The 22,750-nt window shown below is 42.1% G+C and carries 22 protein-coding genes and 1 tRNA gene; 14 read left to right on the top strand and 9 right to left on the bottom strand.

What is annotated here, in order from left to right:
- Nucleotides 1-178 precede the first annotated feature (178 nt).
- On the bottom strand, nucleotides 179-1,780 hold the full coding sequence (locus tag VXQ92_RS05445; protein WP_416680770.1) for an isocitrate lyase: 1,602 nt from the start codon (nucleotides 1,778-1,780) through the stop codon (nucleotides 179-181).
- A gap of 660 nt (nucleotides 1,781-2,440) precedes the next feature.
- Between VXQ92_RS05445 and VXQ92_RS05440 the strand changes: the two genes are divergently transcribed.
- The 3 genes from VXQ92_RS05440 to VXQ92_RS05430 all read left to right on the top strand — a co-directional run bounded on the left by VXQ92_RS05440 (nucleotide 2,441) and on the right by VXQ92_RS05430 (nucleotide 5,220).
- On the top strand, nucleotides 2,441-3,430 hold the full coding sequence (locus tag VXQ92_RS05440; protein WP_064096319.1) for a LysR family transcriptional regulator: 990 nt from the start codon (nucleotides 2,441-2,443) through the stop codon (nucleotides 3,428-3,430).
- Between the two features lie 127 nt (nucleotides 3,431-3,557).
- Nucleotides 3,558-4,880 carry a hemolysin family protein gene (locus VXQ92_RS05435; RefSeq protein WP_064096320.1) on the top strand — a complete coding sequence of 441 codons (1,323 nt, stop codon included), beginning with the start codon at nucleotides 3,558-3,560 and terminating at the stop codon, nucleotides 4,878-4,880.
- Nucleotides 4,881-4,941: 61 nt separating this feature from the next.
- Entirely contained in the window at nucleotides 4,942-5,220 is a 279-nt protein-coding gene (locus tag VXQ92_RS05430) for a hypothetical protein (RefSeq protein WP_416680768.1), read from the top strand.
- A gap of 37 nt (nucleotides 5,221-5,257) precedes the next feature.
- Here the strand turns inward: VXQ92_RS05430 and VXQ92_RS05425 are convergent, their stop codons facing one another.
- A complete protein-coding gene (locus tag VXQ92_RS05425; protein WP_064096322.1) occupies nucleotides 5,258-5,764 on the bottom strand; it encodes a hypothetical protein in 507 nt (168 codons plus the stop codon).
- A gap of 173 nt (nucleotides 5,765-5,937) precedes the next feature.
- Here VXQ92_RS05425 and VXQ92_RS05420 point away from each other — a divergent pair, with 173 nt between their 5' ends.
- The 3 genes from VXQ92_RS05420 to VXQ92_RS05410 all read left to right on the top strand — a co-directional run bounded on the left by VXQ92_RS05420 (nucleotide 5,938) and on the right by VXQ92_RS05410 (nucleotide 7,700).
- Nucleotides 5,938-6,666 (top strand): hypothetical protein, encoded by a 729-nt coding sequence (locus VXQ92_RS05420; RefSeq protein WP_416680766.1) that lies wholly within the window; start codon nucleotides 5,938-5,940, stop codon nucleotides 6,664-6,666.
- 171 nt (nucleotides 6,667-6,837) lie between these two features.
- Nucleotides 6,838-6,923: transfer RNA gene (locus tag VXQ92_RS05415), tRNA-Leu, on the top strand.
- Nucleotides 6,924-7,016: 93 nt separating this feature from the next.
- Nucleotides 7,017-7,700, top strand: coding sequence for a hypothetical protein (locus tag VXQ92_RS05410; protein ID WP_416680765.1), 684 nt, complete (start codon nucleotides 7,017-7,019; stop codon nucleotides 7,698-7,700).
- 33 nt (nucleotides 7,701-7,733) lie between these two features.
- Here VXQ92_RS05410 and VXQ92_RS05405 read toward each other — a convergent pair whose 3' ends face one another.
- The 4 genes from VXQ92_RS05405 to rlmE form a co-directional block, all read right to left on the bottom strand.
- Nucleotides 7,734-8,048 (bottom strand): DUF5713 family protein, encoded by a 315-nt coding sequence (locus VXQ92_RS05405; protein WP_064096325.1) that lies wholly within the window; start codon nucleotides 8,046-8,048, stop codon nucleotides 7,734-7,736.
- 108 nt (nucleotides 8,049-8,156) lie between these two features.
- Entirely contained in the window at nucleotides 8,157-9,008 is an 852-nt protein-coding gene (gene folP / locus VXQ92_RS05400; protein WP_416680764.1) for a dihydropteroate synthase, read from the bottom strand.
- 314 nt (nucleotides 9,009-9,322) lie between these two features.
- The gene (gene ftsH / locus VXQ92_RS05395; protein WP_064096474.1) at nucleotides 9,323-11,212 is read right to left on the bottom strand and encodes an ATP-dependent zinc metalloprotease FtsH; all 1,890 of its coding nucleotides are present in this window, start codon (nucleotides 11,210-11,212) and stop codon (nucleotides 9,323-9,325) included.
- A gap of 132 nt (nucleotides 11,213-11,344) precedes the next feature.
- Nucleotides 11,345-11,995: a 23S rRNA (uridine(2552)-2'-O)-methyltransferase RlmE gene (rlmE, locus tag VXQ92_RS05390; protein WP_064096327.1), complete on the bottom strand. Its 651-nt coding sequence runs from the start codon at nucleotides 11,993-11,995 to the stop codon at nucleotides 11,345-11,347.
- A gap of 195 nt (nucleotides 11,996-12,190) precedes the next feature.
- Here rlmE and yhbY point away from each other — a divergent pair, with 195 nt between their 5' ends.
- Both yhbY and VXQ92_RS05380 read left to right on the top strand, forming a co-directional pair.
- On the top strand, nucleotides 12,191-12,514 hold the full coding sequence (gene yhbY / locus VXQ92_RS05385; protein ID WP_064096328.1) for a ribosome assembly RNA-binding protein YhbY: 324 nt from the start codon (nucleotides 12,191-12,193) through the stop codon (nucleotides 12,512-12,514).
- Nucleotides 12,515-12,525: 11 nt separating this feature from the next.
- Nucleotides 12,526-13,065 carry a DOMON-like domain-containing protein gene (locus VXQ92_RS05380; protein ID WP_064096329.1) on the top strand — a complete coding sequence of 180 codons (540 nt, stop codon included), beginning with the start codon at nucleotides 12,526-12,528 and terminating at the stop codon, nucleotides 13,063-13,065.
- A gap of 157 nt (nucleotides 13,066-13,222) precedes the next feature.
- Here the strand turns inward: VXQ92_RS05380 and VXQ92_RS05375 are convergent, their stop codons facing one another.
- Both VXQ92_RS05375 and VXQ92_RS05370 read right to left on the bottom strand, forming a co-directional pair.
- Nucleotides 13,223-13,447 carry a hypothetical protein gene (locus VXQ92_RS05375; RefSeq protein WP_064102856.1) on the bottom strand — a complete coding sequence of 75 codons (225 nt, stop codon included), beginning with the start codon at nucleotides 13,445-13,447 and terminating at the stop codon, nucleotides 13,223-13,225.
- 102 nt (nucleotides 13,448-13,549) lie between these two features.
- Nucleotides 13,550-14,038, bottom strand: a complete 489-nt coding sequence (locus VXQ92_RS05370; RefSeq protein ID WP_064102857.1) for a hypothetical protein — start codon at nucleotides 14,036-14,038, stop codon at nucleotides 13,550-13,552.
- A gap of 309 nt (nucleotides 14,039-14,347) precedes the next feature.
- Here VXQ92_RS05370 and carA point away from each other — a divergent pair, with 309 nt between their 5' ends.
- The 3 genes from carA (at nucleotide 14,348) to greA (ending at nucleotide 19,302) form a co-directional block, all read left to right on the top strand.
- Complete coding sequence (gene carA, locus VXQ92_RS05365; protein WP_144724371.1) at nucleotides 14,348-15,490, top strand: glutamine-hydrolyzing carbamoyl-phosphate synthase small subunit; 1,143 nt, start codon at nucleotides 14,348-14,350, stop codon at nucleotides 15,488-15,490.
- Between the two features lie 13 nt (nucleotides 15,491-15,503).
- Entirely contained in the window at nucleotides 15,504-18,734 is a 3,231-nt protein-coding gene (gene carB, locus VXQ92_RS05360) for a carbamoyl-phosphate synthase large subunit (protein WP_416680761.1), read from the top strand.
- 91 nt (nucleotides 18,735-18,825) lie between these two features.
- Nucleotides 18,826-19,302 (top strand): transcription elongation factor GreA, encoded by a 477-nt coding sequence (gene greA / locus VXQ92_RS05355; protein ID WP_144724369.1) that lies wholly within the window; start codon nucleotides 18,826-18,828, stop codon nucleotides 19,300-19,302.
- A gap of 73 nt (nucleotides 19,303-19,375) precedes the next feature.
- Here greA and VXQ92_RS05350 read toward each other — a convergent pair whose 3' ends face one another.
- Complete coding sequence (locus VXQ92_RS05350) at nucleotides 19,376-19,969, bottom strand: TetR/AcrR family transcriptional regulator (protein ID WP_416680760.1); 594 nt, start codon at nucleotides 19,967-19,969, stop codon at nucleotides 19,376-19,378.
- A gap of 137 nt (nucleotides 19,970-20,106) precedes the next feature.
- On the opposite strand from VXQ92_RS05350, the gene VXQ92_RS05345 reads away from it, so the two are divergent.
- The 3 genes from VXQ92_RS05345 (at nucleotide 20,107) to clcA (ending at nucleotide 22,725) form a co-directional block, all read left to right on the top strand.
- The gene (locus VXQ92_RS05345; RefSeq protein WP_416680759.1) at nucleotides 20,107-20,502 is read left to right on the top strand and encodes a RidA family protein; all 396 of its coding nucleotides are present in this window, start codon (nucleotides 20,107-20,109) and stop codon (nucleotides 20,500-20,502) included.
- A 112-nt stretch (nucleotides 20,503-20,614) separates the two neighbouring features.
- Nucleotides 20,615-21,232 carry a CatB-related O-acetyltransferase gene (locus VXQ92_RS05340; RefSeq protein ID WP_416680758.1) on the top strand — a complete coding sequence of 206 codons (618 nt, stop codon included), beginning with the start codon at nucleotides 20,615-20,617 and terminating at the stop codon, nucleotides 21,230-21,232.
- Between the two features lie 116 nt (nucleotides 21,233-21,348).
- Entirely contained in the window at nucleotides 21,349-22,725 is a 1,377-nt protein-coding gene (gene clcA / locus VXQ92_RS05335) for a H(+)/Cl(-) exchange transporter ClcA (protein WP_064102862.1), read from the top strand.
- The last annotated feature ends 25 nt before the right edge of the window (nucleotides 22,726-22,750 follow it).

The following is a 22,750-nucleotide window of genomic DNA, read 5'->3' as shown; positions in this document are numbered from 1 at the left end:
CATAGCAGCAGATTGCAAGAATTAAACACATAAAACTGCGATAAAAACCAATCATGGAGAAATTATGGATAATCCTGGCTGTACACGTTCCTGAGGTTGCGCATCCCTAAATTAATAGCATTTTTTCAAACAAAAAACCCTGCGTCTGCAGGGTTTTTTGGTGAATCAATTAAGCGGATTAAGCGCTGAACTGGTTCATTGTGTTTTTAGAATCATCACCAGCTTTCAATGCATTGTCACCAGCGAAGATTTCTTTGTGGTCATCACCGATGTCAGAACCAGCCATTGCTTGGTGTTTAACACATGCGATACCGCCGCGGATTTCTTTACGTTGTACGCCAGCAACATAAGCCAACATACCTTCAGTACCGAAGTAACCTTGAGCAAGCTCATGCGTAGAAAGCGCAGCTGTGTGGTAAGTCGGAAGTGTGATCAAGTGATGGAACACACCCGCTTCACGAGCAGCATCAGCCTGGAATGTACGAACTTTTTCGTCAGCTTCAGCAGCCAATTCAGAATCGTCGTACTCAGCGCTCATCAATTTAGCACGGTCGTATGCAGATACGTCTTTACCTTCAGCAACCCAACGGTCATACGCTTGTTGACGGAAGTTCAGTGTCCAGTTGAATGATGGAGAGTTGTTGTAAACAAGTTTCGCATTTGGCACAACTTCACGTACACGGTTAACCATGTGAGCGATTTCAGCCACGTTTGGAGTCGCAGTTTCGATCCAAAGAAGGTCAGCACCGTTTTGTAAGCTAGTGATACAGTCAAGTACAACGCGGTCGATCTGAGTGCCTTCACGGAACTGGTACAAGCCAGAAGCAAGACGTTTAGGACGGTGAAGTTTGCCATCACGTTTGATCAGGATTTCGTCTTCTTGTGCTTCAGAGATGTCAATTTCTTGAGTGTCTAAGTAGCTGATGTATTGAGAAGCGATGTCGCCTGGCTCTTTAACCACTGGGATTTTTTGAGTCAAGTCAGCGCCTTCAGAGTCAGTACGTGCAACGATGATACCGTCGTCAAGACCCATTTCAAGGAATGCATAGCGAAGAGCGTGGATTTTCGCGATGAAATCTTCGTGTGGAACAGTTACTTTACCAGCCTGGTGACCACATTGTTTTGCATCAGAAACCTGGTTTTCGATTTGTAGTGCACAAGCACCCGCTTCGATCATTTTCTTGGCAAGCAAGTAAGTTGCTTCTTCGTTACCGAAACCAGCGTCGATGTCCGCAATGATTGGCACAACGTGAGTTTGGAAGTTGTCGATTTGTGAAGTGATTTCAGCTGCTTTAGCAGTATCGCCCGCTTCTTGAGCTTTTTTAAGCGCACGGAAAAGATCATTCAGTTCTTTCGCATCCGCTTGACGTAAGAATGTGTAGATTTCTTCGATCAATGCAGGAACAGATGTTTTTTCGTGCATAGATTGGTCAGGAAGTGGACCGAACTCTGAACGAAGTGCAGCAACCATCCAGCCAGAAAGGTAGATGTAGCGACGTTCAGTTGTACCGAAGTATTTTTTGTTCGCAATCATTTTTTGTTGCGCGATAAAACCGTGCCAGCAACCTAGTGATTGAGTGTATTTGCTAGAGTCGGCATCATAAGCAGCCATATCACGACGCATAATTGCCGCTGTATATTTCGCAATGTCCAAACCAGTTTTGAAACGGTTTTGAAGTTGCATACGCGCAGCATCTTCAGGACTGATGTCTGCCCAAGTGTTACCGAATTTCGCTTTTAATTCGCGGATTGCATCAATCGCTGTTTGGTATGTAGTCATGATATATTCCTGTAATAATATTAGGATTTTTCTGCAACGAACCGCTCAAATCACACCCTCAATGACTTGTTCAGATTTTCGACGATCCGTTGGGATAACTAAAGATTAGTTGGCTTATGAAAATTAATCCAATAGTCTGCAAGAATCTTCAGTATTTATTTAAAAAATGAGTAGATCAAAGTCTTAGTAAAGTTTCAACACAACAAATTAAAACACTGTTTTATATAAATTTATTGAAAAATATTAATGAGTAAAATTTAGACATTAAGGTTAAAAATAATTCATTAGACTTAAGTCTGGGACGGGGTCAGATACTATTTTATTTCACAAAAATAAAGATTTCTGATTATTTCTTAGTCTTAAGACATGAATTTATTGGTTTATTTTTCACGCAAATATTCATATATCAAACTCATAATATCTACCTATAAAACTAGTGTATTAAGGGTTGGTCTCTAGAGAGCAAGTTACTAGATCAGCTTTCAGAAATCCCTCCTATTCCCCTTAGCAAACCCCCTTGATAATCCAGCTCAACCTAAACAAATTCCATGGACTATGGTTGTTTTATCATGGCTTTTTTTTCATCGGTGCTTTACACAAAGCCCGTCAGTTATGGCATAATGAGCATAATTTCTTGTATTTATTCTCGGTATTTCTTTTATGAATCTGGAGCGAGTTGATCTCAATCTATTAATTTATCTTGATGTACTTCTTCGCGAAAAAAATGTCACCCGTGCAGCAGAACAATTGGGTGTTACCCAGCCTGCCATGAGTAATATTTTACGCCGATTACGCAATTTATTTAATGATCCCCTCCTGATTCGTTCTTCTGAAGGCATGACACCCACTGAACGTGCTTTGGAATTGCAGCCCCGCATTCGGGATGCCTTGGCTGACTTGTCCATGATTCTGGAACCGCGTACCGAGTTCCGTCCATATACCTCAAATCGTGTCTTCCGGATCATGACCTCGGATTATGCCGAAGCCACTTTAGTACCACGCTTAGTCAAAGCCTTGCGTTCAGAAGCTCCAAATGTTGTTCTCGACTTCCTGACGCCAAGTGACGTGTCTTATCGGGATATGGAGCAGGGCAAGGTCGATCTGGCAATCAACCGCTTTAATGAGATTCCGCAAAGTTTTCATCAGGTATTGGTCTGGCGTGACAGCTTTTCTTGTCTTTTAAATAACAAGCATCCTGCCGCAAGCAACTTAAACCTTAAAAGTTACCTGGATGCACAGCATATCTGGGTTTCTAAAACCGGTATGGGTGTTGGTTTCGGGGTGAATCCTGAAAAACAGGCCGGTTTAGGCTGGATTGATCAGGCTTTGGAACGTATTGGCCAGAAACGTAAGATTTCGGTATTTACCCGTCATTATCAAATGCCAGGCTTATTAGCATCCAATGTAGATCTGATTGCAACACTGCCTTCACGTATTGCGCGCTTGCAAGCCAAAAATCACAATCTGATTTTAAAAGATCCGCCGTTTTATATTCCGGAATTTGAATTGAAAATGGCGTGGTGCCCATTATTGCATCATCATCCGGCACATCGCTGGTTACGTCAGCTGATTTTATATGTTGCACGGCAAATGATTGAAGAGGAAAATCGTGAATTCCTGAGCAATAATTCTCAATTTTCAAACTATTAACCTTACAATCTTCTAAATTCTTATTTTTGAAGATTATACTTTGAGGACTTGAGCTGTCATTGTTACACCTCAAGTCTTTTTTTATGCTAAAAATATCCTAAGATATTATTTATCCACAGGTGGATTTGTGAGCCTCTTACAAAATATCGTGATTATCTTAATACTCATCGCGGGGGCCGGTTTTTTATCTTTAACAGAAATCGCCCTCGCAGGTGCCCGTAAAGTCAAACTGAAAATTCTGGCTGAATCGGGTGAACATCGCGCTCAAAAAGTTTTAGATCTACAAGAAAATTCTGCTGACTTCTTTGCAGCCTCTCAAATTGGTTTAAATGCAGTCGCCATTCTCGGTGGTATTTTAGGTGAAGGCGCTTTTCGTCCTTATATTTATAATTTTGTTTCCCGCTTTTACCAAGGACCTTGGGCTGAAAATATCAGCTTTGCGCTTTCCTTTACTGTCGTCACTTCATTATTTATTTTATTTGCGGACCTGATGCCGAAACGTCTGGCCATGATTGCACCAGAAAAGATCGCAGTCTCAGTCATCGAGCCAATTCAGATTTTCATTAAAGTCTGTAAACCTTTGGCTTGGTTCATTAACGCGATTGCCAACATGCTGTTCCGTCTGTTTAAAGTGAATACCATCCGTGATGACAATATTACTTTTGATGATATTTCTGCAGTGATGGATGCCGGTGCACAGGCCGGTGTACTCCAGAAGCAGGAACACCATTTCATTGAAAACGTATTCGAGCTGGAAGAACGTAACGTGCCTTCGAGTATGACCACACGTGAAAATGTGGTGTTTTTCACCTTGAATGAACCTGAAGAAAGTATTCGGCAAAAGCTGGCGGAATATCCCTATTCCAAATTTTTGGTATGCAGCAATGACATTGACAGTGTGATTGGCTATGTGGACGCCAAAGACATTCTGGTGCGTATTCTGAATAACCAGTCACTGCTGCAGCTCAATGAAAATACCATCCGTAATGTCCTGACCATTCCGGATACTTTGACCTTATCGGAAGTTCTGGACCGTTTCCGCTCTACCAAGGAAAAGTTTGCCGTCGTCATTAATGAATATGCGCTGGTCGTTGGAGTGATTACCCTTTCCGATATTATGATTACCGTGATGGGTGACTGGGTGACGCCAATTGAAGCCGATCAGCAAATTATTAAACGTGACAACAATTCCTGGCTGATTGAAGGCAGCACCCCGATTGAAGACATCAAGCATGCGCTTGAAATTGATGAAATGCCTGATGATGAAAACTATGAAACCATCGCTGGCTTCATGATGTATAAATTACGCAAGATTCCACGTCCTGCAGATGCAGTGATATTTGGGGCTTATAAGTTTGAAGTGGTGGATGTCGATCATTTTAAAATTGACCAGTTACTGGTGACCCGCTTAATCGAAACCAATTCAGTTATTCAAGAAGAATCAGATTAGTCTGGTTCTTCTTTCTAAGAAATAGTCAAAATTATTCTAATAAAAAATCATAAGGTGAGTGATGAATATTTCTGCATTATTGGCATGTCTGTTTTTTTATTCCGCCCTATATTTATTTTATTTCTTTTTTGCCAAACTGCAGAATCCCCTGCTTTTACTGGCAGCCATCATTCTGATGGTTTTAACCGTTTTCATTATTCCCTATCCGCATGAACGTCGCCGACAAGGTTTCGACTCGACCTTGAGATTTGGAGAGTATTTTTATTGGCCCTTGATCACTTGGTGGCGTTTATTTATTTTGCCCATCAGCTGGCTCATTTCACTGATCTATCGCGATTAAAAAGCACCCGAAGGTGCTTTTTAAAACTATTTATAATTTAGACTTTCGCTAATAAAGCCTCTAGAACAGCTTGATAGTGAATCTGGATATCATCTTCTAAAATTTTATAAGCATTATCGAATTGCACCATAGGCCAGCCTTCTTTCCAGAACGGAAAAATATTGTGCAGGTCATGAGTAACAATGGCATCTTCACGCACAATTGCTTGTGCAATTTGTGACAGTACCTGTGCAGTTTCAGCACCATCAATCGCCATATAATCGATACCGTGTGCTTTTAAAATACGGATCCGGTCTTTTTTATAACGGATTTTTTTGATCTGTGCCGAATTTAAACCCAAAGCCAAAGATACCGCCTCAACAAATTTGTCTTCAAATGACTGATTCAATGCTACCAAGGCTGCTTTATGTGCTTCCTGACGACCAGCTTTACCACCCTGACGAATTGCTGCTTGCGCCTCAGTATTTAGCTCATCCTTTTTCATACTTTGCAGGATGTCTAAAATTTCGATGTCGCTTAACGCCTGAGGAGATTGATCAGTCATAAACTGTCCTTAAAAAATAAATCTTGAATGGACTATTTTCGCATAATTCGACGCTAAAAAATCAAAATCTTCATGATTAAAACAGCGCTACGTTCTGAAACTGCATTTCTTCTGCGATTTTGCGCCAAATCGACTATAGTGCTTCATCTAAATATTAAATTAATCTTAGGATGATGCCCACTAGACAAGTGACGCTGTTGTTACAGCAGCTTAAACGACAGTATCCGGCTGCATTTAAAGGAAATTACCTGTTCTATAGCCAGATCAAAATTCGAGGAATCTGGGATAAAGCCAAGTCTTTTATTCCATGGACTTTGGCCGCCATGATTTTTATTCCCCTCAGTTTGATGTCACGAGATCTGCTAGAGCATGCTTTTATGCAAATCAGCGAATTTCAGGCACAGAGTTATGCCATTTTAGGCATTCTGTTGTTCCTGATGTTGAGTCTTACCTTGATTTTGCAACAGATTCAACATTCTTCTTATTCATTGTACCAGTCATTGCGTCACACTCCGATCAAAATGGCTATTGTGATTCTTTTGCTAGCCTTAAATTTACTGTTTATGAAAAGCAGTTTGCTGATGTGGGCTCTCTTCTTCTTTGGTGTGAGCTTTGGCTTTGTACGCTTTTATCGGGAGAATTTATTCCGAACAAATAGCCAGAATGCTGAACATTACCAGCTGCAACAATTACGTAAAATCTGCTTCTGGGCTTATAAACAGACCTGTCTGATCCGACTAAAATTACGTTTTTATTCAAGCCATGATCCTCGGCATGCCGAACTAAAACAGCAATTAAATCACTATGCCGGGTTATATACGCGACTGCTGAAATATGAGCATCAATATTGCAAAACCATCAAGTATCTGGACATCGATAGTTATCTGAAAGATAACTCATAGTAATATCAATCACTCTTAATTCTCTCTATTAAATATCTACAACTCTTCATTAAGAGAACAGGTAGATAGACCTAGTTTGTAGATAAGAAGTGATGGAATTGCTTGAAAAGAAAGCGATCATTTAGAAATTTGCTTGCCAAGCTTTATTTCGTCCTCTATTATTGCGCACATGCCCGAGTGGTGAAATCGGTAGACACAGGGGATTTAAAATCCCCCGCCCACAAAGCGTGCCAGTTCGAGTCTGGCCTCGGGCACCATTTTAATTTTTATTAAAATGGTGCAATAAAAAACCCAGCATTGTGCTGGTTTTTTTGTGCCTGAATTTTATATTTTTTAGCGCGAAATCCCCCATGTCAGAATTAAAACACTTCGATCTCGCCACATTACAATTACGTCATCCAGACGCTTTTTTCCTGAAGTTGCATTATAGCCGCTTTAAATTTAATGCCCTGCAAAATATCCAGTTTGTTATCGCGATTAATTTACTGTCCCTTCTGGTCTGTGTAGCCTGTAGTATCAGCTCGGTATTTCTGGAATATTATTTTTTCAAAAATGCCACGATTGCGTTTAATGTCACCTTAATTATGCTGATGGCACTACTGTATCCTTATATTTGTTATGCGCAATATCAGGCACAGTACAGCTCCAAAGCCTATGGTCAGCGTTTGCAACATTGCCTCTATCTGCAAATTCCAATTTTTCTATGTTTGCTGCTTAACCTTTATCTGGTTCATTCGGATGTTCTGGTCATTATCAGCATGATCTTTTTAGCGATTTCCTCCTTTGGGGTGGTTATCCTGGAACCTTTATTTAAAAGTTCCTGTAGCGCAATTGATCAGATCAAATTGCAGAAACTCCGGCAATTGGCTTTTTGGGCTTATCAACAATCCAGATCAAAAACACCACAACCAATTCAAGGTCAGTCAGATCTGCAAGCTTATTACCAGAATCTGTATCAGCAATGCATGAATGAAGAGCAACTATTATTAGGCTCGATTCGCTTTAATAGCTTTAAAGAGTATTTCAATAGATAATAAAAAACCCTGCAGCTGCAGGGTTTTCTTAAATCACCATTCACGATTGGTAATCAGTTCTTCCATTTCAATCTCGAACAGACCATGCTCTTGCACCACCATCATCATGGCTTCGGCAATATAATCTGCAGCGCTATCATCCAGAGATGAATCCAGATCTTCAAACTGAGGTTTCATGACATTAATATCAGCCACAGTCAGATTGGCAAGCTGGTAAATTTCTTGATCTGACAAACCTGATTTAGCGACTTTTTGGGCAAAACGTTCGATGTGCTGCTTGATTTCAGCAACCAGAATATCGGGATAATATTCATCATCGAACATGGGGAGAAGTAAATCTGCAAACATTACAGGCACTCTAAAGGATGACTATCTAATCTAAGCGTGCCTATATAGCATATTGTTGCTTAAAAGCCAAACCACATTGCCAATGTAGGGATTTCCCAGCCTCGCTTTCTAAGCCATTTGCATGGCTTGCCAGACTTTAATCGCATCGGCTGTAGCCTTAACATCATGTGCCCGTACCATGCAGGCACCTTGCTGAATACTCAGTAAATGTGCTGTTGCAGAGCCTACTGCCCGCTCTTGCGGTACTGCACCATCTAGCACTGTCCCGATAAAGCGTTTACGAGATAAAGCAGACAGAATCGGATAGCCCATTTCTGTCAGTTTATAAAATTCGTTCAGCAGCTGTAAATTTTGCTGGGCATTTTTAGCGAAACCAAAACCCGGATCAATCATGATATTTTCCGCTTTTACTCCCACATCCAAGGCATCCTGAACGCGTTGGGATAACTCGCGAATCACATCAACAGTAACATCCTCATATTGATCCAGATTGTTCATTGTGGTTGGTTCACCGCGCATATGCATGATGATCACTGGAATATTCAGCTCTGCTGCGGTCTGCAATGCATTCGGCCGAGTCAAAGCACGAACATCATTCCAGATATGTGCTCCGGCCTGAACCGCTGCACGAATCACTTCAGGTTGCGACGTATCAATCGAAAGAATGACCTTATGTTTGGATAAAGCTTCAACGACAGGCACCACGCGGTGAATTTCTTCCTCCACTTCCACTGCTGCTGCACCTGGACGGGTTGATTCACCACCAATATCAATTACGGTCGCGCCTTCGGCCATCATTTCCAGTGCGCGGGCGACTGCATCTTCTTTTTGATTATGCCGGCCACCATCACTAAAAGAGTCCGGGGTGACATTGAGAATCCCCATTACATGCGGCTGGGATAAGTCCAATTTTAAATCACCAAATGTCCATACATGTGGTAACAAAGGCATCAGCTGCATGATTCAATACTCATTTCACAATAACCCCAATATTGTCTTATGGATAGTTAATTAAAGCAAAGATGAATATAACCAATACTTAAATTTTAAAGCAGGTTTTATTTGAATAATGCATAAGTTGGCATTACGGTCATTCTTTCACCTGCAGCCATTCACTGTCTAATATGCTTTAGATATTTGCTATCTTAAATAGTTGAATAATCTCATTCTCATAGTTTATTTTGATGTTATATCGTTTATAGCAAAATCATTTTTTAACCCGTGGCTCAAATGGCTGCAATAAAAAACCACCCGAAGGTGGTTTTTTATTAAGCTTAATTGGCTGGCAATGGTGGAGGTGTCAACGGGCCATCATTTGGTGTTACATCAATCACAGGATTTTCTGCAACATAAACTTTTGGCGGTTGAGGTTCACGACCTTCCATAATGTCACGGATTTGATCCCGATCGATGGTTTCCCATTCCATTAAAGCTTTCACCATCGCATGGGCAACATCTTTTTTACTTTCCAGGATATTGCGTGCGACTTTATATTGTTCATCCAGAATTCGACGAATTTCACGATCAACTTCTAGTTGTGTGGTTTCCGAAATACTGCGGCTACCAATACTGCCCATAAATGATTGCTGTGCATCTTCTTCATAGACCATGACTCCTAATTTGTCAGACATACCGTATTTGGTCACCATCGCACGTGCCATTTTGGTTGCACGTTCAAAGTCATTGGAAGCGCCTGTTGACATCTGGTTAATAAAGACTTCTTCAGCAATACGACCACCAAACAAAATAGAAATTTCATTCAGCATTTTATCTTTGTAATGGCTGGTTTGGTCAAATTCAGGCAGCTGCCAGGTAACACCTAAAGCCCAACCACGTGGCATGATCGTTACTTTATGCACAGGATCTGTACCTGGTAAACTTTCAGCAACAATCGCATGGCCTGCTTCATGATAAGCCGTCGCTCGACGCTCTTCCTCACGAAGAACCATCGACTTGCGCTCAGGACCCATATACAGCTTGTCTTTTGCATCTTCAAAGTCATGCATATCGACAGTGTTTTTGTTACGGCGTGCAGCAAACAAAGCAGCTTCGTTCACCAGATTGGCCAATTGGGCGCCGGAGAAGCCCGGTGTACCACGTGCAAGCACTTTAACATCCACACCTGTCACTGAAGGCAATTTTTTCAAATGTACATTCAGAATTTGTTCACGACCCTTGATATCTGGCAAGCCAACAACCACCTGACGGTCAAAACGGCCTGGACGAAGCAAAGCTTTATCCAGTACATCTGCACGGTTGGTTGCAGCAATAACGATAATACCTTCATTACCTTCGAAGCCGTCCATTTCTACCAGCATCTGGTTGAGGGTCTGTTCACGTTCATCGTGACCACCACCAGTACCTGAACCACGATGACGACCGACTGCATCAATCTCATCAATAAAGATGATACATGGTGCATGGCGTTTAGCCTGTTCGAACATGTCACGCACACGTGATGCACCGACACCGACAAACATTTCAACGAAGTCGGAACCTGAAATACTAAAGAATGGAACTTTAGCTTCACCTGCAATGGCTTTAGCAAGTAGGGTCTTACCTGTACCTGGAGGCCCCACCATTAACACACCGCGTGGAATACTTGCACCCAGACGTTTAAATTTGGTTGGATCTTTGAGGAAATCTACGATTTCGACCACTTCCTGCTTGGCTTCATCACAACCAGCTACATCGGTAAAAGTGACTTTAATCTGGTCTTCAGACAGCATTTTGGCTTTAGATTTACCAAAACTCATTGGGCCGTTTTTACCACCTGCACCGCCACCCATGTTGCGCATAAAGAACATGAATAACAAAATGATTAAAAGTACAGGGAAACTTGCAATAAGCAACTGCATGAGCAAGCCTTGACGCTGTGGTGCTTCACCTTCGACCACAACATTATTTTTAATGAGGCTTGGCATCAGCTCAGGATCCTGAACTGCCGGACGAATACTTTCAAACTCTGAACCGTTTGTTTTTTCGCCACGGATTCTTTCGCCGTCAATCACAACTTGTTTAATTTGGCCAGCATTGACCGCGGCAACAAACTCTGAGTAGTTCATTGTAGTCGGTTGATTGCGGTCACTGACGTTGCTGAAGATTAACACCAGCACACCCAGTATCACGAGCCACAATACGGCATTCTTAAAAAGATCGCTCAAAGCTTTATTCCCATTCCAATCTAATTTGATCATGCCCTGTTCAGGGTGACCTTAATACTTAAGCTGTAAATCAACTTACAATTATATGAAAACTTACAAAATGCACAATTTTTAACGACTTGGCAAGTAGACTTATTTTAAAGCCTTCTTACGTCCCTGCCCAATCAGGAAAACTTCCTTGGAGCGAGCACGTGATGCCAAAGGTTTAGATGTTTTAAGAACATCAAAACTATCAACCACTTGCTTACGAAATTCGTCAAAACCTGAGCCTTGGAAAACTTTTACCACAAATTGACCTTTGGGGCCTAACACCTTATTGGCAAAATCCAGTGCAAGTTCACACAAGTAAATCTGACGCGGTTGATCTACAGCCTTATTACCTGATGTATTGGGGGCCATATCTGAAATTACAACGTCTACAGTACGACCATCTAAAATTTCTAACAGTTTCTGGAAGACTTCTTCCTCCCGAAAGTCGCCCTGCAAGAACGTTACATCCGGTAATGCATCCATTGGTAAAATATCAGATGCAATCAATAAACCCTTGTCACCGACTAGCTTACCGGCGATTTGCGACCAACTGCCGGGTGCGGCACCCAAGTCGACCACAGTCATGCCCGGTTTGATGATTTTGTACTTTTCTTGCATCTCTAAGAGCTTATATGCTGCACGCGCACGATAGCCTTCCTTCTGTGCTTTTTTCACATAAGGATCGTCTAAATGCTCTCTCATCCAATCACGACTACTTTTAGATAACTTTTGGTTGGTAATGCGTGTAGCCATAACTCTCTAAATAAAAAAACGTCTAATTATTAATTGTACGTGAAAAAGACATATTTTGCAGTATACATGTGTATCTAAATCTAGGAGTTTTGCTCCTTATCAGGAGATATGCGCAGTGATTATTTCCTGATAATTTAAAGCGTTTGTTTTTTGATTTTGCTATACTAAGCCGTTTTAAAATTCAGGTTATCTCTCATGGCGTCTTTATCTATTCAGGAACGTAAGCGTTTACGTCAAATCGGACATGCTTTAAACCCGGTGGTTATGCTGGGTGACAAAGGCCTGACTGAAAATGTTATCGAAGAATTGGCGCGTGCTTTAAACGACCACGAACTGATTAAAGTAAAAATCGTGGCCGAAGATCGCGAAGCACGTTCAGCACTGATTACTGAAATTGCAGAAGCAACTGGCGCTGAGGTGGTTCAAACTATTGGTAAGATTGCACTGCTTTACAAGAAAGCTGCAAAACAAAACCAAAAATTGTCCAACCTTGTCCGTTTCGCTCATCTTTCAAACTAAGTACAGGACTTATGGCAAGTTACGAACTTAGCGCATTTGATCGCCGTTTTCAGGCCATCTCTCTGGTTGCCGCCATTGAACAGCAAGGCCCATGCAGTTTAAATGTGGGCTTCTGGATTCGTGATCCCAATCAGTACATCCTGTGGCCCGACATGGTGACGGCTCATCCGCGTCAGGATTTTTTGTGGGAACAGACCTGCTTCGAAATTTTTATTGGGGTTCAGGGTGAAGATTTTTATCGTGAGATTAATCTCTCCCCTTCTCAGGCCTGGCAGGCTTATCAATTTGAAGAATACCGTTATCCTGAAGATATGCCACCGCAGGCTGCGAATGATATTGAGTTGAATCAGCTCAAACGTACGCATTATGGTCTCAATGTCAGTCTGGATCTGACTGATTTTATGGCAACCCATAAACTGAAATGGGAAAACTTGTTCCTGGGTTTATCTGCTGTTCTAAAAACCTCGCAAGGTGATCAGTTCTATGCCATGCAGCATAGTAGCCCTCAGGCAGATTTTCATAATAAACGCGACTGGCTGCACATATTTTAAACAGGTTGATGCCAGATGTTGGGTTAGCCACTAGAATGGGTAACAGGCGAATAAAACGTGAGACTTGAAGTCTCACGTTTTTTGTTTAAAACAATAAAATCATCTTGATCGTGTATTTCATTATTATGGAGTTTAGATTATTTCCCGTGTACATGTTTTAATGATGCAGATGATGCTGTTCCTGAATAGATTTCACGGCAGCATAGAGTATAAAAGCAAAAGTAATGATCATTAGAAGAATGCTCCCAAATACTGGTCCGAGTATTCCAAGACATAACAGGATTACACCCAGATAAAGTATGCGCCTCAATCCGCTTTCCAGATTCAGCAGCATGATCAATATCAGTAAAATAAGTACACCTATAAAATAATGCTGTGGCATCGTGACCCCCTCTAATTGTTATTGTGAGTCCGTTTTGCTGCATAAAGACAAAGGAGAACATATCATTGTTCTCCTTTTTAAATAGCGGCCTTTCAGCGCAGCCTAACTTTTCAGCTCAGGACTTTTGTCCGAGCTTTCCGTCTTCATGACGGGTTTAACTTTTTTCAATACTTCAATGGTACTGTCTTTAGAACGTTTAAACGTACCAGTCAAATGCTCTTTATGCTTGGTCGAAATCTGACTGACATCTTCTTTCAGCTCTTTACCCAGATTGGACAGGTCTTCAATGACCGCGCTGAATTCTGTCTTGATAAAGCTTTTTAATTCAGTTAATTCTTTCTGCGAACCGAAAATCTGCTCTTTTAAAGTATCAATACGCTGCAACACTTCCTGCTTTAATTGACGCAATTGTTCCTGCACAGTATCAGTTAACTGCTTCGCTTCGACCTCAAGCTTTTCTTTACTTTCTTCGATGGTTTCAATTGCCTGATCTTTAGCCTCAACCGCCACTTTTTCAAGCTTTTCGGCAGTTTCACTGACTACGCTTGGGGTAACTTTTTTAGATGTAGTAGATTTCGGGGCTGTAGTCATTTGTCTTATTCCTATTGTTATGTTGACTTAAGCTATATTAGTAGATCTGATAAAAATTAAGATTTGATTTGTCTGACAATTATTAATTGCTTACATTTTTTCACATTGTCTACAAAACAGACTTCCATGCAAAAAGCAAGCCATTTATCTCATACTTTCGCTGCAAAGCCATTGGACTTCAAGGGTCATTCTGCGTATAATGCCGTGTTAAGTTCAAGCGAGCAGACATAGGAGGGTTGGTTAAAAAAATAGCCTTCCTTTTTTTTCGTCTTCTCGCTTTTTTACAGCCTAAATTTCAGGAGCTTTGGTTTGAGCACCCCAGCAATTTTAGCCCTAGCCGACGGAACTATCTTTAAAGGTACTTCGATTGGCGCACCGGGTAGTACGACTGGCGAAGTCGTTTTCAACACTGCCATGACTGGCTATCAAGAAATTTTGACTGATCCAAGTTATGCACAGCAACTTGTAACTTTAACTTACCCACATATCGGTAACACGGGTTGCAATGAAGAAGACACAGAATCAGGTCGTATTCATAAAGTATGGGCGAACGGTTTAATTATCCGTGACCTTCCTTTATTACACAGTAACTTCCGTGCTGAACAATCACTAGGTGAATATTTAGTACAGCACAATGTAGTTGCCATTGCTGACATCGACACGCGACGATTAACACGTATTTTACGTGATAAAGGTGCACAAAACGGTTGTATTCTTGCAGGCGAAAACATCACTGAAGAAGAAGCACTCGAAAAAGCACGCGCATTCGGTGGTTTGAATGGTTTAGACCTTGCAAAAGAATGCTGTGATCCTGAAGGTTTTGAATGGACTGAAGGTTCATGGACTTTAGGTAAAGGCTTCGCTCAACCAGAATTTAAATTCCATGTTGTTGCATACGATTACGGTGTCAAAACCAACATCTTACGTATGCTCGCAGACCGCGGTTGTAAATTGACTGTTGTGCCTGCGCAAACTCCTGCTGCTGACGTACTTGCACTGAATCCAGATGGCGTGTTCTTATCGAACGGCCCTGGCGATCCGGCTGCATGTGACTACGCAATTGAAGCTGTAAAAACAATTGTAGAAGATGCTCGCAACGTACCTGTATTTGGTATCTGCCTGGGCCATCAAATTCTTGCGCTTGCAAGCGGTGCTCAGACTGTGAAAATGCCTCACGGTCACCACGGTGCCAACCATCCTGTACAGAACATCGAAACTGGTACAGTGATGATTACTTCACAAAACCATGGCTTTGCAGTGGATGCAGATACACTGCCTGCAAACCTTAAAGCGACGCACAAATCACTGTTCGACCAAACCCTTCAAGGGATTCATCGTACAGACAAGCCTGCGTTCAGCTTCCAGGGTCACCCTGAAGCAAGCCCTGGTCCACATGACTGCGCACCATTGTTCGATCATTTCATCGAACTTATCGAAGCATCTAAGAAGTAATTAAGGAAGCATCATGGCTAAACGTACAGACATTAAAAGCATCTTAATTCTTGGTGCTGGTCCTATTGTGATTGGTCAGGCGTGTGAGTTTGACTATTCAGGCGCGCAAGCGTGTAAAGCTCTTCGTGAAGAAGGCTACCGTGTTATTTTGGTGAACTCTAACCCAGCAACTATTATGACCGACCCTGCAATGGCAGATGCAACGTATATCGAACCGATTACCTGGCAAACTGTTGCAGCGATCATTGAGAAAGAACGTCCAGACGCAGTTCTTCCTACTATGGGTGGTCAAACAGCATTGAACTGTGCCCTTGCCCTTGATGAGCACGGCATTTTAGAAAAATATAATGTTGAATTGATCGGTGCGACCAAAGAAGCAATCGAAAAAGCTGAAGACCGTAAACTGTTTGACCAGGCAATGCGTAAAATCGGTCTTGAATGTCCGAAAGCTGACATTGCCGAGTCAATGGAAGAAGCTTTAGAAATTCAAGCACGCTTCGGCTTCCCTGTGATTATCCGTCCATCATTCACCATGGGTGGTTCAGGCGGCGGTATTGCATACAACAAAGAAGAATTCATTGAAATCTGTGAACGCGGTTTCGATCTTTCTCCAACCAAACAGTTATTGATCGATGAATCATTAATTGGCTGGAAAGAATACGAAATGGAAGTTGTTCGTGACAAAAACGACAACTGTATCATTGTATGTACCATTGAAAACTTTGACCCAATGGGCGTGCATACAGGTGACTCAATCACTGTTGCTCCTGCTCAAACGCTGACAGATAAAGAATTCCAGTTACTACGTAACGCTTCTTTAGCTGTACTTCGTGAAATTGGTGTTGAAACAGGTGGTTCGAACGTTCAGTTCGGTATTAACCCGAAAGATGGCCGTATGGTTGTGATCGAGATGAACCCGCGTGTTTCTCGTTCATCTGCGCTTGCATCGAAAGCAACTGGTTTCCCGATTGCGAAAATCGCTGCAAAACTGGCTGTAGGTTACACGCTTGATGAGCTGAAAAATGACATCACTGGCGGTACAACACCTGCATCATTCGAACCTGCAATCGACTACGTTGTAACCAAGATTCCTCGTTTTAACTTCGAGAAATTCCCACAAGCGGATGCGACTTTAACTACACAGATGAAATCTGTCGGTGAAGTCATGGCGATTGGTCGTAACTTCCAGGAATCTGTACAAAAAGCACTTCGTGGTCTTGAAGTGGGCGCTTCTGGTTTTGACGAAAAAATTGAAGTGGGTGCTGAAGGCGCGCGCGACAAGATCTTGCAAGAACTTAAAGTGCCAGGCCCAGAGCGTATTTGGTACGTGGGCGATGCATTCCGTCACGGCTTTACTTTAGACGAAGTATTCGCTGCAACGAACATTGACCGCTGGTTCTTGATTCAAATCGAAGACATCATCAAAACTGAAAACCAAATCAAAACTTTAGGTTTTGGTGATTTGAATGCGGAGAATATCCGTGCGTTCAAACGTAAAGGTTTATCAGATCTTCGCATTGCGGACTTAATGGGTATTTCACAAAAACAATTCCGTAAACACCGTTGGAATCTGGGCGTAACGCCAGTTTACAAACGTGTCGATACATGTGCTGCAGAATTCGAATCTGATACAGCGTACATGTATTCAACTTACGATGAAGAGTGTGAAGCCAACCCTTCAACCCGTGACAAGATCATGGTGATTGGTGGTGGTCCTAACCGTATTGGTCAAGGGATCGAGTTCGATTACTGCTGTGTACACGCTGCCCTTGCAATGCGTGAAGACGGTTACGAAACCATCATGGTGAACTGTAACCCTGAAACAGTTTCAACGGATTATGACACTTCAGATCGTTTGTACTTCGAGCCGATCACGCTTGAAGATGTACTTGAAATCGTACGTATCGAGAAGCCTAAAGGCATTATCGTACAGTACGGTGGTCAAACTCCGCTTAAATTGGCGCGCGCTTTAGAAGAAGCTGGTGCACCAATTATCGGTACATCACCTGACGCGATTGACCGTGCAGAAGACCGTGAACGTTTCCAGCAAATGATTCAACGTCTGCAACTTCGTCAACCAAACAACAGCATTGTAAAATCTGCTGAAGAAGGTATGGCTGAAGCATCTAAAGTCGGCTATCCGCTTGTAGTACGTCCTTCTTACGTCCTTGGTGGTCGTGCGATGGAAATCGTGTACAACGACGAAGAACTCAAACGCTACTTACGTGATGCGGTTCAGGCATCAAATGAAGCGCCTGTTCTTCTTGACCGCTTCTTAGATGATGCGATCGAAGTTGACGTAGACTGCGTATCTGACGGTAAAGATGTGGTAATCGGCGGTATCATGCAGCACATCGAACAAGCGGGTATTCACTCAGGTGACTCAGCATGTTCAATTCCTCCTTACTCTCTATCTAAAGAGATTCAGGACGAAATGCGTCGTCAAACTGTGGCAATGGCAAAAGAGCTTGGCGTAATCGGTTTGATGAACGTTCAGTTTGCGGTTAAAGGTGAAGACGTTTACATCCTGGAAGTGAACCCACGTGCATCACGTACAGTTCCATTCGTATCTAAATGTATCGGTGAATCGCTTGCAAAAGTGGCTGCACGTTGTATGGCAGGTCAATCTCTTGAGTCGCAAGGCTTCACATCAGAGATTATTCCTGAACACTTCTCTGTAAAAGAAGCCGTGTTCCCATTCAACAAATTCCCTGGTGTTGATCCGATCCTTGGTCCTGAGATGAAATCTACAGGTGAAGTGATGGGTGTGGGTAAAACATTCGGTGAAGCATTCTATAAAGCTGTACTGGGTGCAAATGAGCGTTTACCTGGTCTTCCAACTGAAGGTGAAGTCAAACATGCTTTCATCTCGGTACGTGACTCAGATAAACCACGTGCTGCTGGCATTGCGAAACAATTAATTGACCTAGGCTTCAAGATTCTTGCGACTGATGGTACATTTAAAGTGATTAGCGAAGCTGGTCTGGAATGCGAACGTGTCAATAAAGTAACTGAAGGTCGTCCTAACATTGTGGACCGTATCAAAAACGGCGAAATCCACCTTGTGATTAACACGACTGAAGGCAAAAAGGCACAAGAAGACTCATTCTCGATCCGTCGTTCAGCGCTTCAAGGTAAAGTGTATAACACAACTACATTGAATGGTGCGGACGCTGTATGCCAAGCTTTAGCAATTAAATTGCCAATGGATGTATATCGTTTGCAAGACCTAACTAAAGGTTAATTCGCTTCCAAGAAGTCCCGCTACCTTCTTGGTGGCGGGCTTTTTTTTATTTATAGATTTTATATCTTTCAACTGACTTTTGAGGGACAACATGCAACGTTATCCTATGACACCTGAAGGCAAAATTGCCTTAGAGAAAGAATTACACCAACTGAAAACAGTTGATCGCCCACGTATCACCGCTTCGATTGCGGAAGCTCGTGAACACGGCGACTTAAAAGAAAATGCAGAATACCATGCAGCACGTGAACAGCAAGGTTTCTGTGAAGGCCGTATTCAGGACATCGAAGGCAAACTGGGTGCAGCTCAGGTGATCGATGTCAAAGAACTGGAACAGAATGGTCGTGTGGTTTTTGGTGTAACAGTCACGATTGAAAATCTGGATACTGAAGAACAGAAAACCTACAAAATTGTAGGCGATGACGAAGCAGACTTTAAGATTAACAAGATCTCTGTAAACTCGCCGATTGCACGTGGCCTTTTGGGTAAAAGCGAAGGCGACGATGTGAAAATCAATACACCAAACGGTGAAGTTGAATACGAAATTGTAAAAGTTGAATATATCTAAATATTAGATACTTAAGCTTAAAAACCCCCTCAATTGAGGGGTTTTTTACCTTTACACGCTTCCTACAAACGAATTAGTGCTGTGCTTCTTTTAAAAACCCCGAGGCAAATAAATTAAATGCATGTAAAGCCTTAGGCAGTACCTGCTCAGGATATTCGCTAGAAGCCACCCAGAGTGCTGCATTCATTGCAGCACCATTTAAAAATACCGCAGCAGCTTCCGGATCAACTGTTTTAATTCGGTCTGCTACCAACAGTTGTTCAACACATTCACGCGTGGACTGCAAACATCTGTTTTGACTTGGCCAATGTGCAGGATCACCTAGCACAGCCGGTCCGTCACGCAGCACAATGCGCTGGAATTCCGGCTTCAAGGCATTTTGAATATAGGTTTGACCTTCAAGCAACAATCCTTCCCACAGATCATCAGGCTGCTCCAGATGTTGCTGCGCAGATAAAGCCATTTCCGAATCGATCTGTTCGACTACTGCAGCAAATAAGCCCTTTTTATCACCAAAATGATGATACAACGCACCACGGGTCAATCCTGCCTTTGCAGTAAGCTTATCCATTGAAGTGTCCGCATAGCCATATTCTGCAAATGCACGGCGTGCCACTTCAATTAATTTCTTGCGGGTTTCCGCCATCTTTTGTTCACGGACAGACATTTATTTTCATCACACCATCTTTATAAAAATTTTAATTGACATACGCATCGTATGTCAATTATTTTGACATACGATGCGTATGTGAAAGTTGGACTGCTTTCACTCACTTATAAATTAGATGTTGAATGAGAATAGACATGACTAGAACTGCGATATTTCCCCAAGACCGCCATGCCCTATATGAACAGCATGGTTATTCTGCTGCGATCAAATCGGAAGATTTACTATTTGTATCGGGTCAGGTCGGTAGCCGTGAAGATGGCTCTCCTGAACCACATTTTGAGAAACAGGTAGAACGAGCTTTTGAAAATTTAGCTTCGACATTGGCAGCGGCTGGTTGTACATTCGATGATATAGTTGATGTCACCACCTTTCATACTAATCCGGAACGGCAGTTCGAAAGCATCATGAAGGTGAAAAATCAGGTGTTTACGCAAAAGCCTTATCCTAATTGGACAGCTGTAGGTGTCACGTGGTTAGCAGGTTTTGATTTTGAAATTAAAGTGATTGCCCGTATTCCTCGTAGCACTTAAGCAAGGTCAGCACGTGCTTTAATATTCGATTCACTAGCTGACTTGAGATTGTTGATTCAGCTTAAAGGGCAATTCGGTATAATGGTGCACTCCTTGTGATTATAGCCTCCTCATGTCTGAAAAGTTAATTAATTCTCCTGTGAATCACTGGTGTGAATTCGAATTCATCTCAAAAACAGTGAAGAATCCGAACATTCACATTAAAGGGAATTACTCTTACTACTCAGCGTATTGGGATCAGGGTTTTGAGCGTTGTGTAGTGCGTTATCTGCATGATAAGCCTGCGACGCCTGAGAAACCGATTGATCAGCTTTATATCGGAAATTTCGTCTGTTTTGGCGCTGAGTGCGTGATCATGATGGGTGGCAACCAGTTGCACCGCACGGACTGGATTTCAGCGTTTCCGTTCGATACACGGGGTTTTGAGCTTGCGGGTGACACGATCATTGGTGATGGTTGCTGGATTGGTTCTCGTGCCATGATTATGCCCGGTGTAAAGCTTGGTGAAGGTGCTGTGGTCGCAACAGGTGCTGTTGTGACTGAAGATGTGCCACCTTATGCAGTTGTGGGCGGCGTACCTGCAAAAATCATTAAATACCGTTTCCCGCAAGAAGATATCGAAAAACTGCTTTCACTTAAAATTTACGATATAGATGAAAAGCAGTTTTTAAAAATGCGTGAACAATTACAAACAGATGACATTCAGCAACTGGCACTTTATTTAACATAGAGACCTTAAATACTGCTCAGTCCAATATCGATAACTAGAAAGTTTTGATACAGAGTGTGTAAAAATACCGCCAAGGTGTTCAATTATAATTAGAAAAGCCAAGTGCAGGATAGCGTATGCAAACAGCCAAAGTACTCGCCAGTACTGCAACCCATAAGATAGAAAGCTGGCAAAAACGCTCACCTTTTATCATTCTTATACTCGCCAGCATTGTGGGCGCTGCAACAGGTTTACTTGGCTCCCTTTTTCATATTTGCATTAATTATACAGTTAGCTACCGTGAACAGTTCTCACAGCATGTTGAGCATGCCTCACCCTATTTAAGCTATTTTTTAATTTTCTGCATCACTGCTGCTATGGGTGCGTTTGCCTATTATCTTGTACAAAGGTTTGCCCCTGAAACAGGAGGATCAGGAATTCCCGAAGTCGAAGGAGCACTACTCAATTTACGCCCAGTACGCTGGTGGCGTGTCATTCCTGTTAAATTTTTTGGTGGTTTAGGCGCATTAGGTAGCGGAATGGTCTTAGGACGTGAAGGACCTACTGTGCAAATAGGTGCCAATCTCGGAAAAATGACTGCCGACCTATGTAAAGTTAAAAATAATGAGTCTCTCCATACTCTCATTGCGACTGGTGCAGGTGCAGGTATTACTGCTGCATTTAATGCACCGCTGAGTGGCATCTTGTTTGTTATTGAAGAGATGCGGCCTGAATTTACTTATACCAAGGCCTCTATTAAAGCTGTTTTTGTTGGCTGTATTACTTCTTGCATGGTCTATCAGTTTATTATGGGGTCTAATCCCATTTTAGATATGGGGACTTTTTTGGCAGCCCCCTTAAAATCTGTCTGGATTTATATTTTTTTAGGTCTGTTTCTTGGCTTGATTGGTTCTTTATCCAATTCTCTTATTTTAACTTTACGTCGTATTCTGGGTTTGTTTTATCAAAAGAAACAATATTTCTTTCCTTTAACAGGTGCTGTGCTTGCAGGTACTTTTGGGGTTTTAAGCTTACTAAAACCTGAAATGACAGGGGGTGGTTTCGCTATTTTGCCAAATCTTGTAGATGGCATGACCATGTTCTATCCGCTTTTGATTCTTCTGTGTTTACGTTTTATTGCCACTATTTTATGTTTCGGTTCAGGTGCGCCTGGCGGTATTTTCGCACCGACAATTGCTTTAGGTGCAATTATAGGGGTGTTGTTTGGCATGATCGCACAGCCCGTTTTTCCTCAATATGATATTGAATTACTGAACTGTGCAGTGCTGGGGATGGCTGGTCTTTTTGCTGCCACAATTCGCGCCCCACTAACAGGTATCATGGTTGTTATGGAAATGACGGGAAGTTTTGTGCTCATTCTACCGCTGATTATTACCTGTCTGGCAGCAACATTTATGGCACAAACGTTAGGTGCAACGCCTATCTATAGTGCAATTTTAAATAGTACTTTAGCCAGTTCGAAAAATGAACCGGATCAGTCAAAAGAAAAATAAAGTTAACTTTGAAAATAGCTAACAA

It is taken from the genome of Acinetobacter sp. 228 (assembly GCF_048147885.1).
This window is presented reverse-complemented; position numbering and strand designations above follow the sequence as displayed.

What these genes read in the sequence shown, in the direction of transcription:
- VXQ92_RS05380 (WP_064096329.1), top strand. Translation starts at nt 12,526, where the DNA reads ATGGCAAGTTACGAACTTAGCGCATTTGATCGCCGTTTTCAGGCCATC.
- carB (WP_416680761.1), top strand. Translation starts at nt 15,504, where the DNA reads ATGGCTAAACGTACAGACATTAAAAGCATCTTAATTCTTGGTGCTGGT.
- VXQ92_RS05370 (WP_064102857.1), bottom strand. Translation starts at nt 14,038, where the DNA reads ATGACTACAGCCCCGAAATCTACTACATCTAAAAAAGTTACCCCAAGC.
- VXQ92_RS05430 (WP_416680768.1), top strand. Translation starts at nt 4,942, where the DNA reads ATGAATATTTCTGCATTATTGGCATGTCTGTTTTTTTATTCCGCCCTA.
- VXQ92_RS05345 (WP_416680759.1), top strand. Translation starts at nt 20,107, where the DNA reads ATGACTAGAACTGCGATATTTCCCCAAGACCGCCATGCCCTATATGAA.
- clcA (WP_064102862.1), top strand. Translation starts at nt 21,349, where the DNA reads ATGCAAACAGCCAAAGTACTCGCCAGTACTGCAACCCATAAGATAGAA.
- VXQ92_RS05420 (WP_416680766.1), top strand. Translation starts at nt 5,938, where the DNA reads ATGCCCACTAGACAAGTGACGCTGTTGTTACAGCAGCTTAAACGACAG.
- VXQ92_RS05440 (WP_064096319.1), top strand. Translation starts at nt 2,441, where the DNA reads ATGAATCTGGAGCGAGTTGATCTCAATCTATTAATTTATCTTGATGTA.
- VXQ92_RS05350 (WP_416680760.1), bottom strand. Translation starts at nt 19,969, where the DNA reads ATGTCTGTCCGTGAACAAAAGATGGCGGAAACCCGCAAGAAATTAATT.
- VXQ92_RS05405 (WP_064096325.1), bottom strand. Translation starts at nt 8,048, where the DNA reads ATGTTTGCAGATTTACTTCTCCCCATGTTCGATGATGAATATTATCCC.
- greA (WP_144724369.1), top strand. Translation starts at nt 18,826, where the DNA reads ATGCAACGTTATCCTATGACACCTGAAGGCAAAATTGCCTTAGAGAAA.
- VXQ92_RS05375 (WP_064102856.1), bottom strand. Translation starts at nt 13,447, where the DNA reads ATGCCACAGCATTATTTTATAGGTGTACTTATTTTACTGATATTGATC.
- VXQ92_RS05410 (WP_416680765.1), top strand. Translation starts at nt 7,017, where the DNA reads ATGTCAGAATTAAAACACTTCGATCTCGCCACATTACAATTACGTCAT.
- rlmE (WP_064096327.1), bottom strand. Translation starts at nt 11,995, where the DNA reads ATGGCTACACGCATTACCAACCAAAAGTTATCTAAAAGTAGTCGTGAT.
- folP (WP_416680764.1), bottom strand. Translation starts at nt 9,008, where the DNA reads ATGCAGCTGATGCCTTTGTTACCACATGTATGGACATTTGGTGATTTA.
- VXQ92_RS05425 (WP_064096322.1), bottom strand. Translation starts at nt 5,764, where the DNA reads ATGACTGATCAATCTCCTCAGGCGTTAAGCGACATCGAAATTTTAGAC.
- VXQ92_RS05340 (WP_416680758.1), top strand. Translation starts at nt 20,615, where the DNA reads ATGTCTGAAAAGTTAATTAATTCTCCTGTGAATCACTGGTGTGAATTC.
- yhbY (WP_064096328.1), top strand. Translation starts at nt 12,191, where the DNA reads ATGGCGTCTTTATCTATTCAGGAACGTAAGCGTTTACGTCAAATCGGA.
- VXQ92_RS05445 (WP_416680770.1), bottom strand. Translation starts at nt 1,780, where the DNA reads ATGACTACATACCAAACAGCGATTGATGCAATCCGCGAATTAAAAGCG.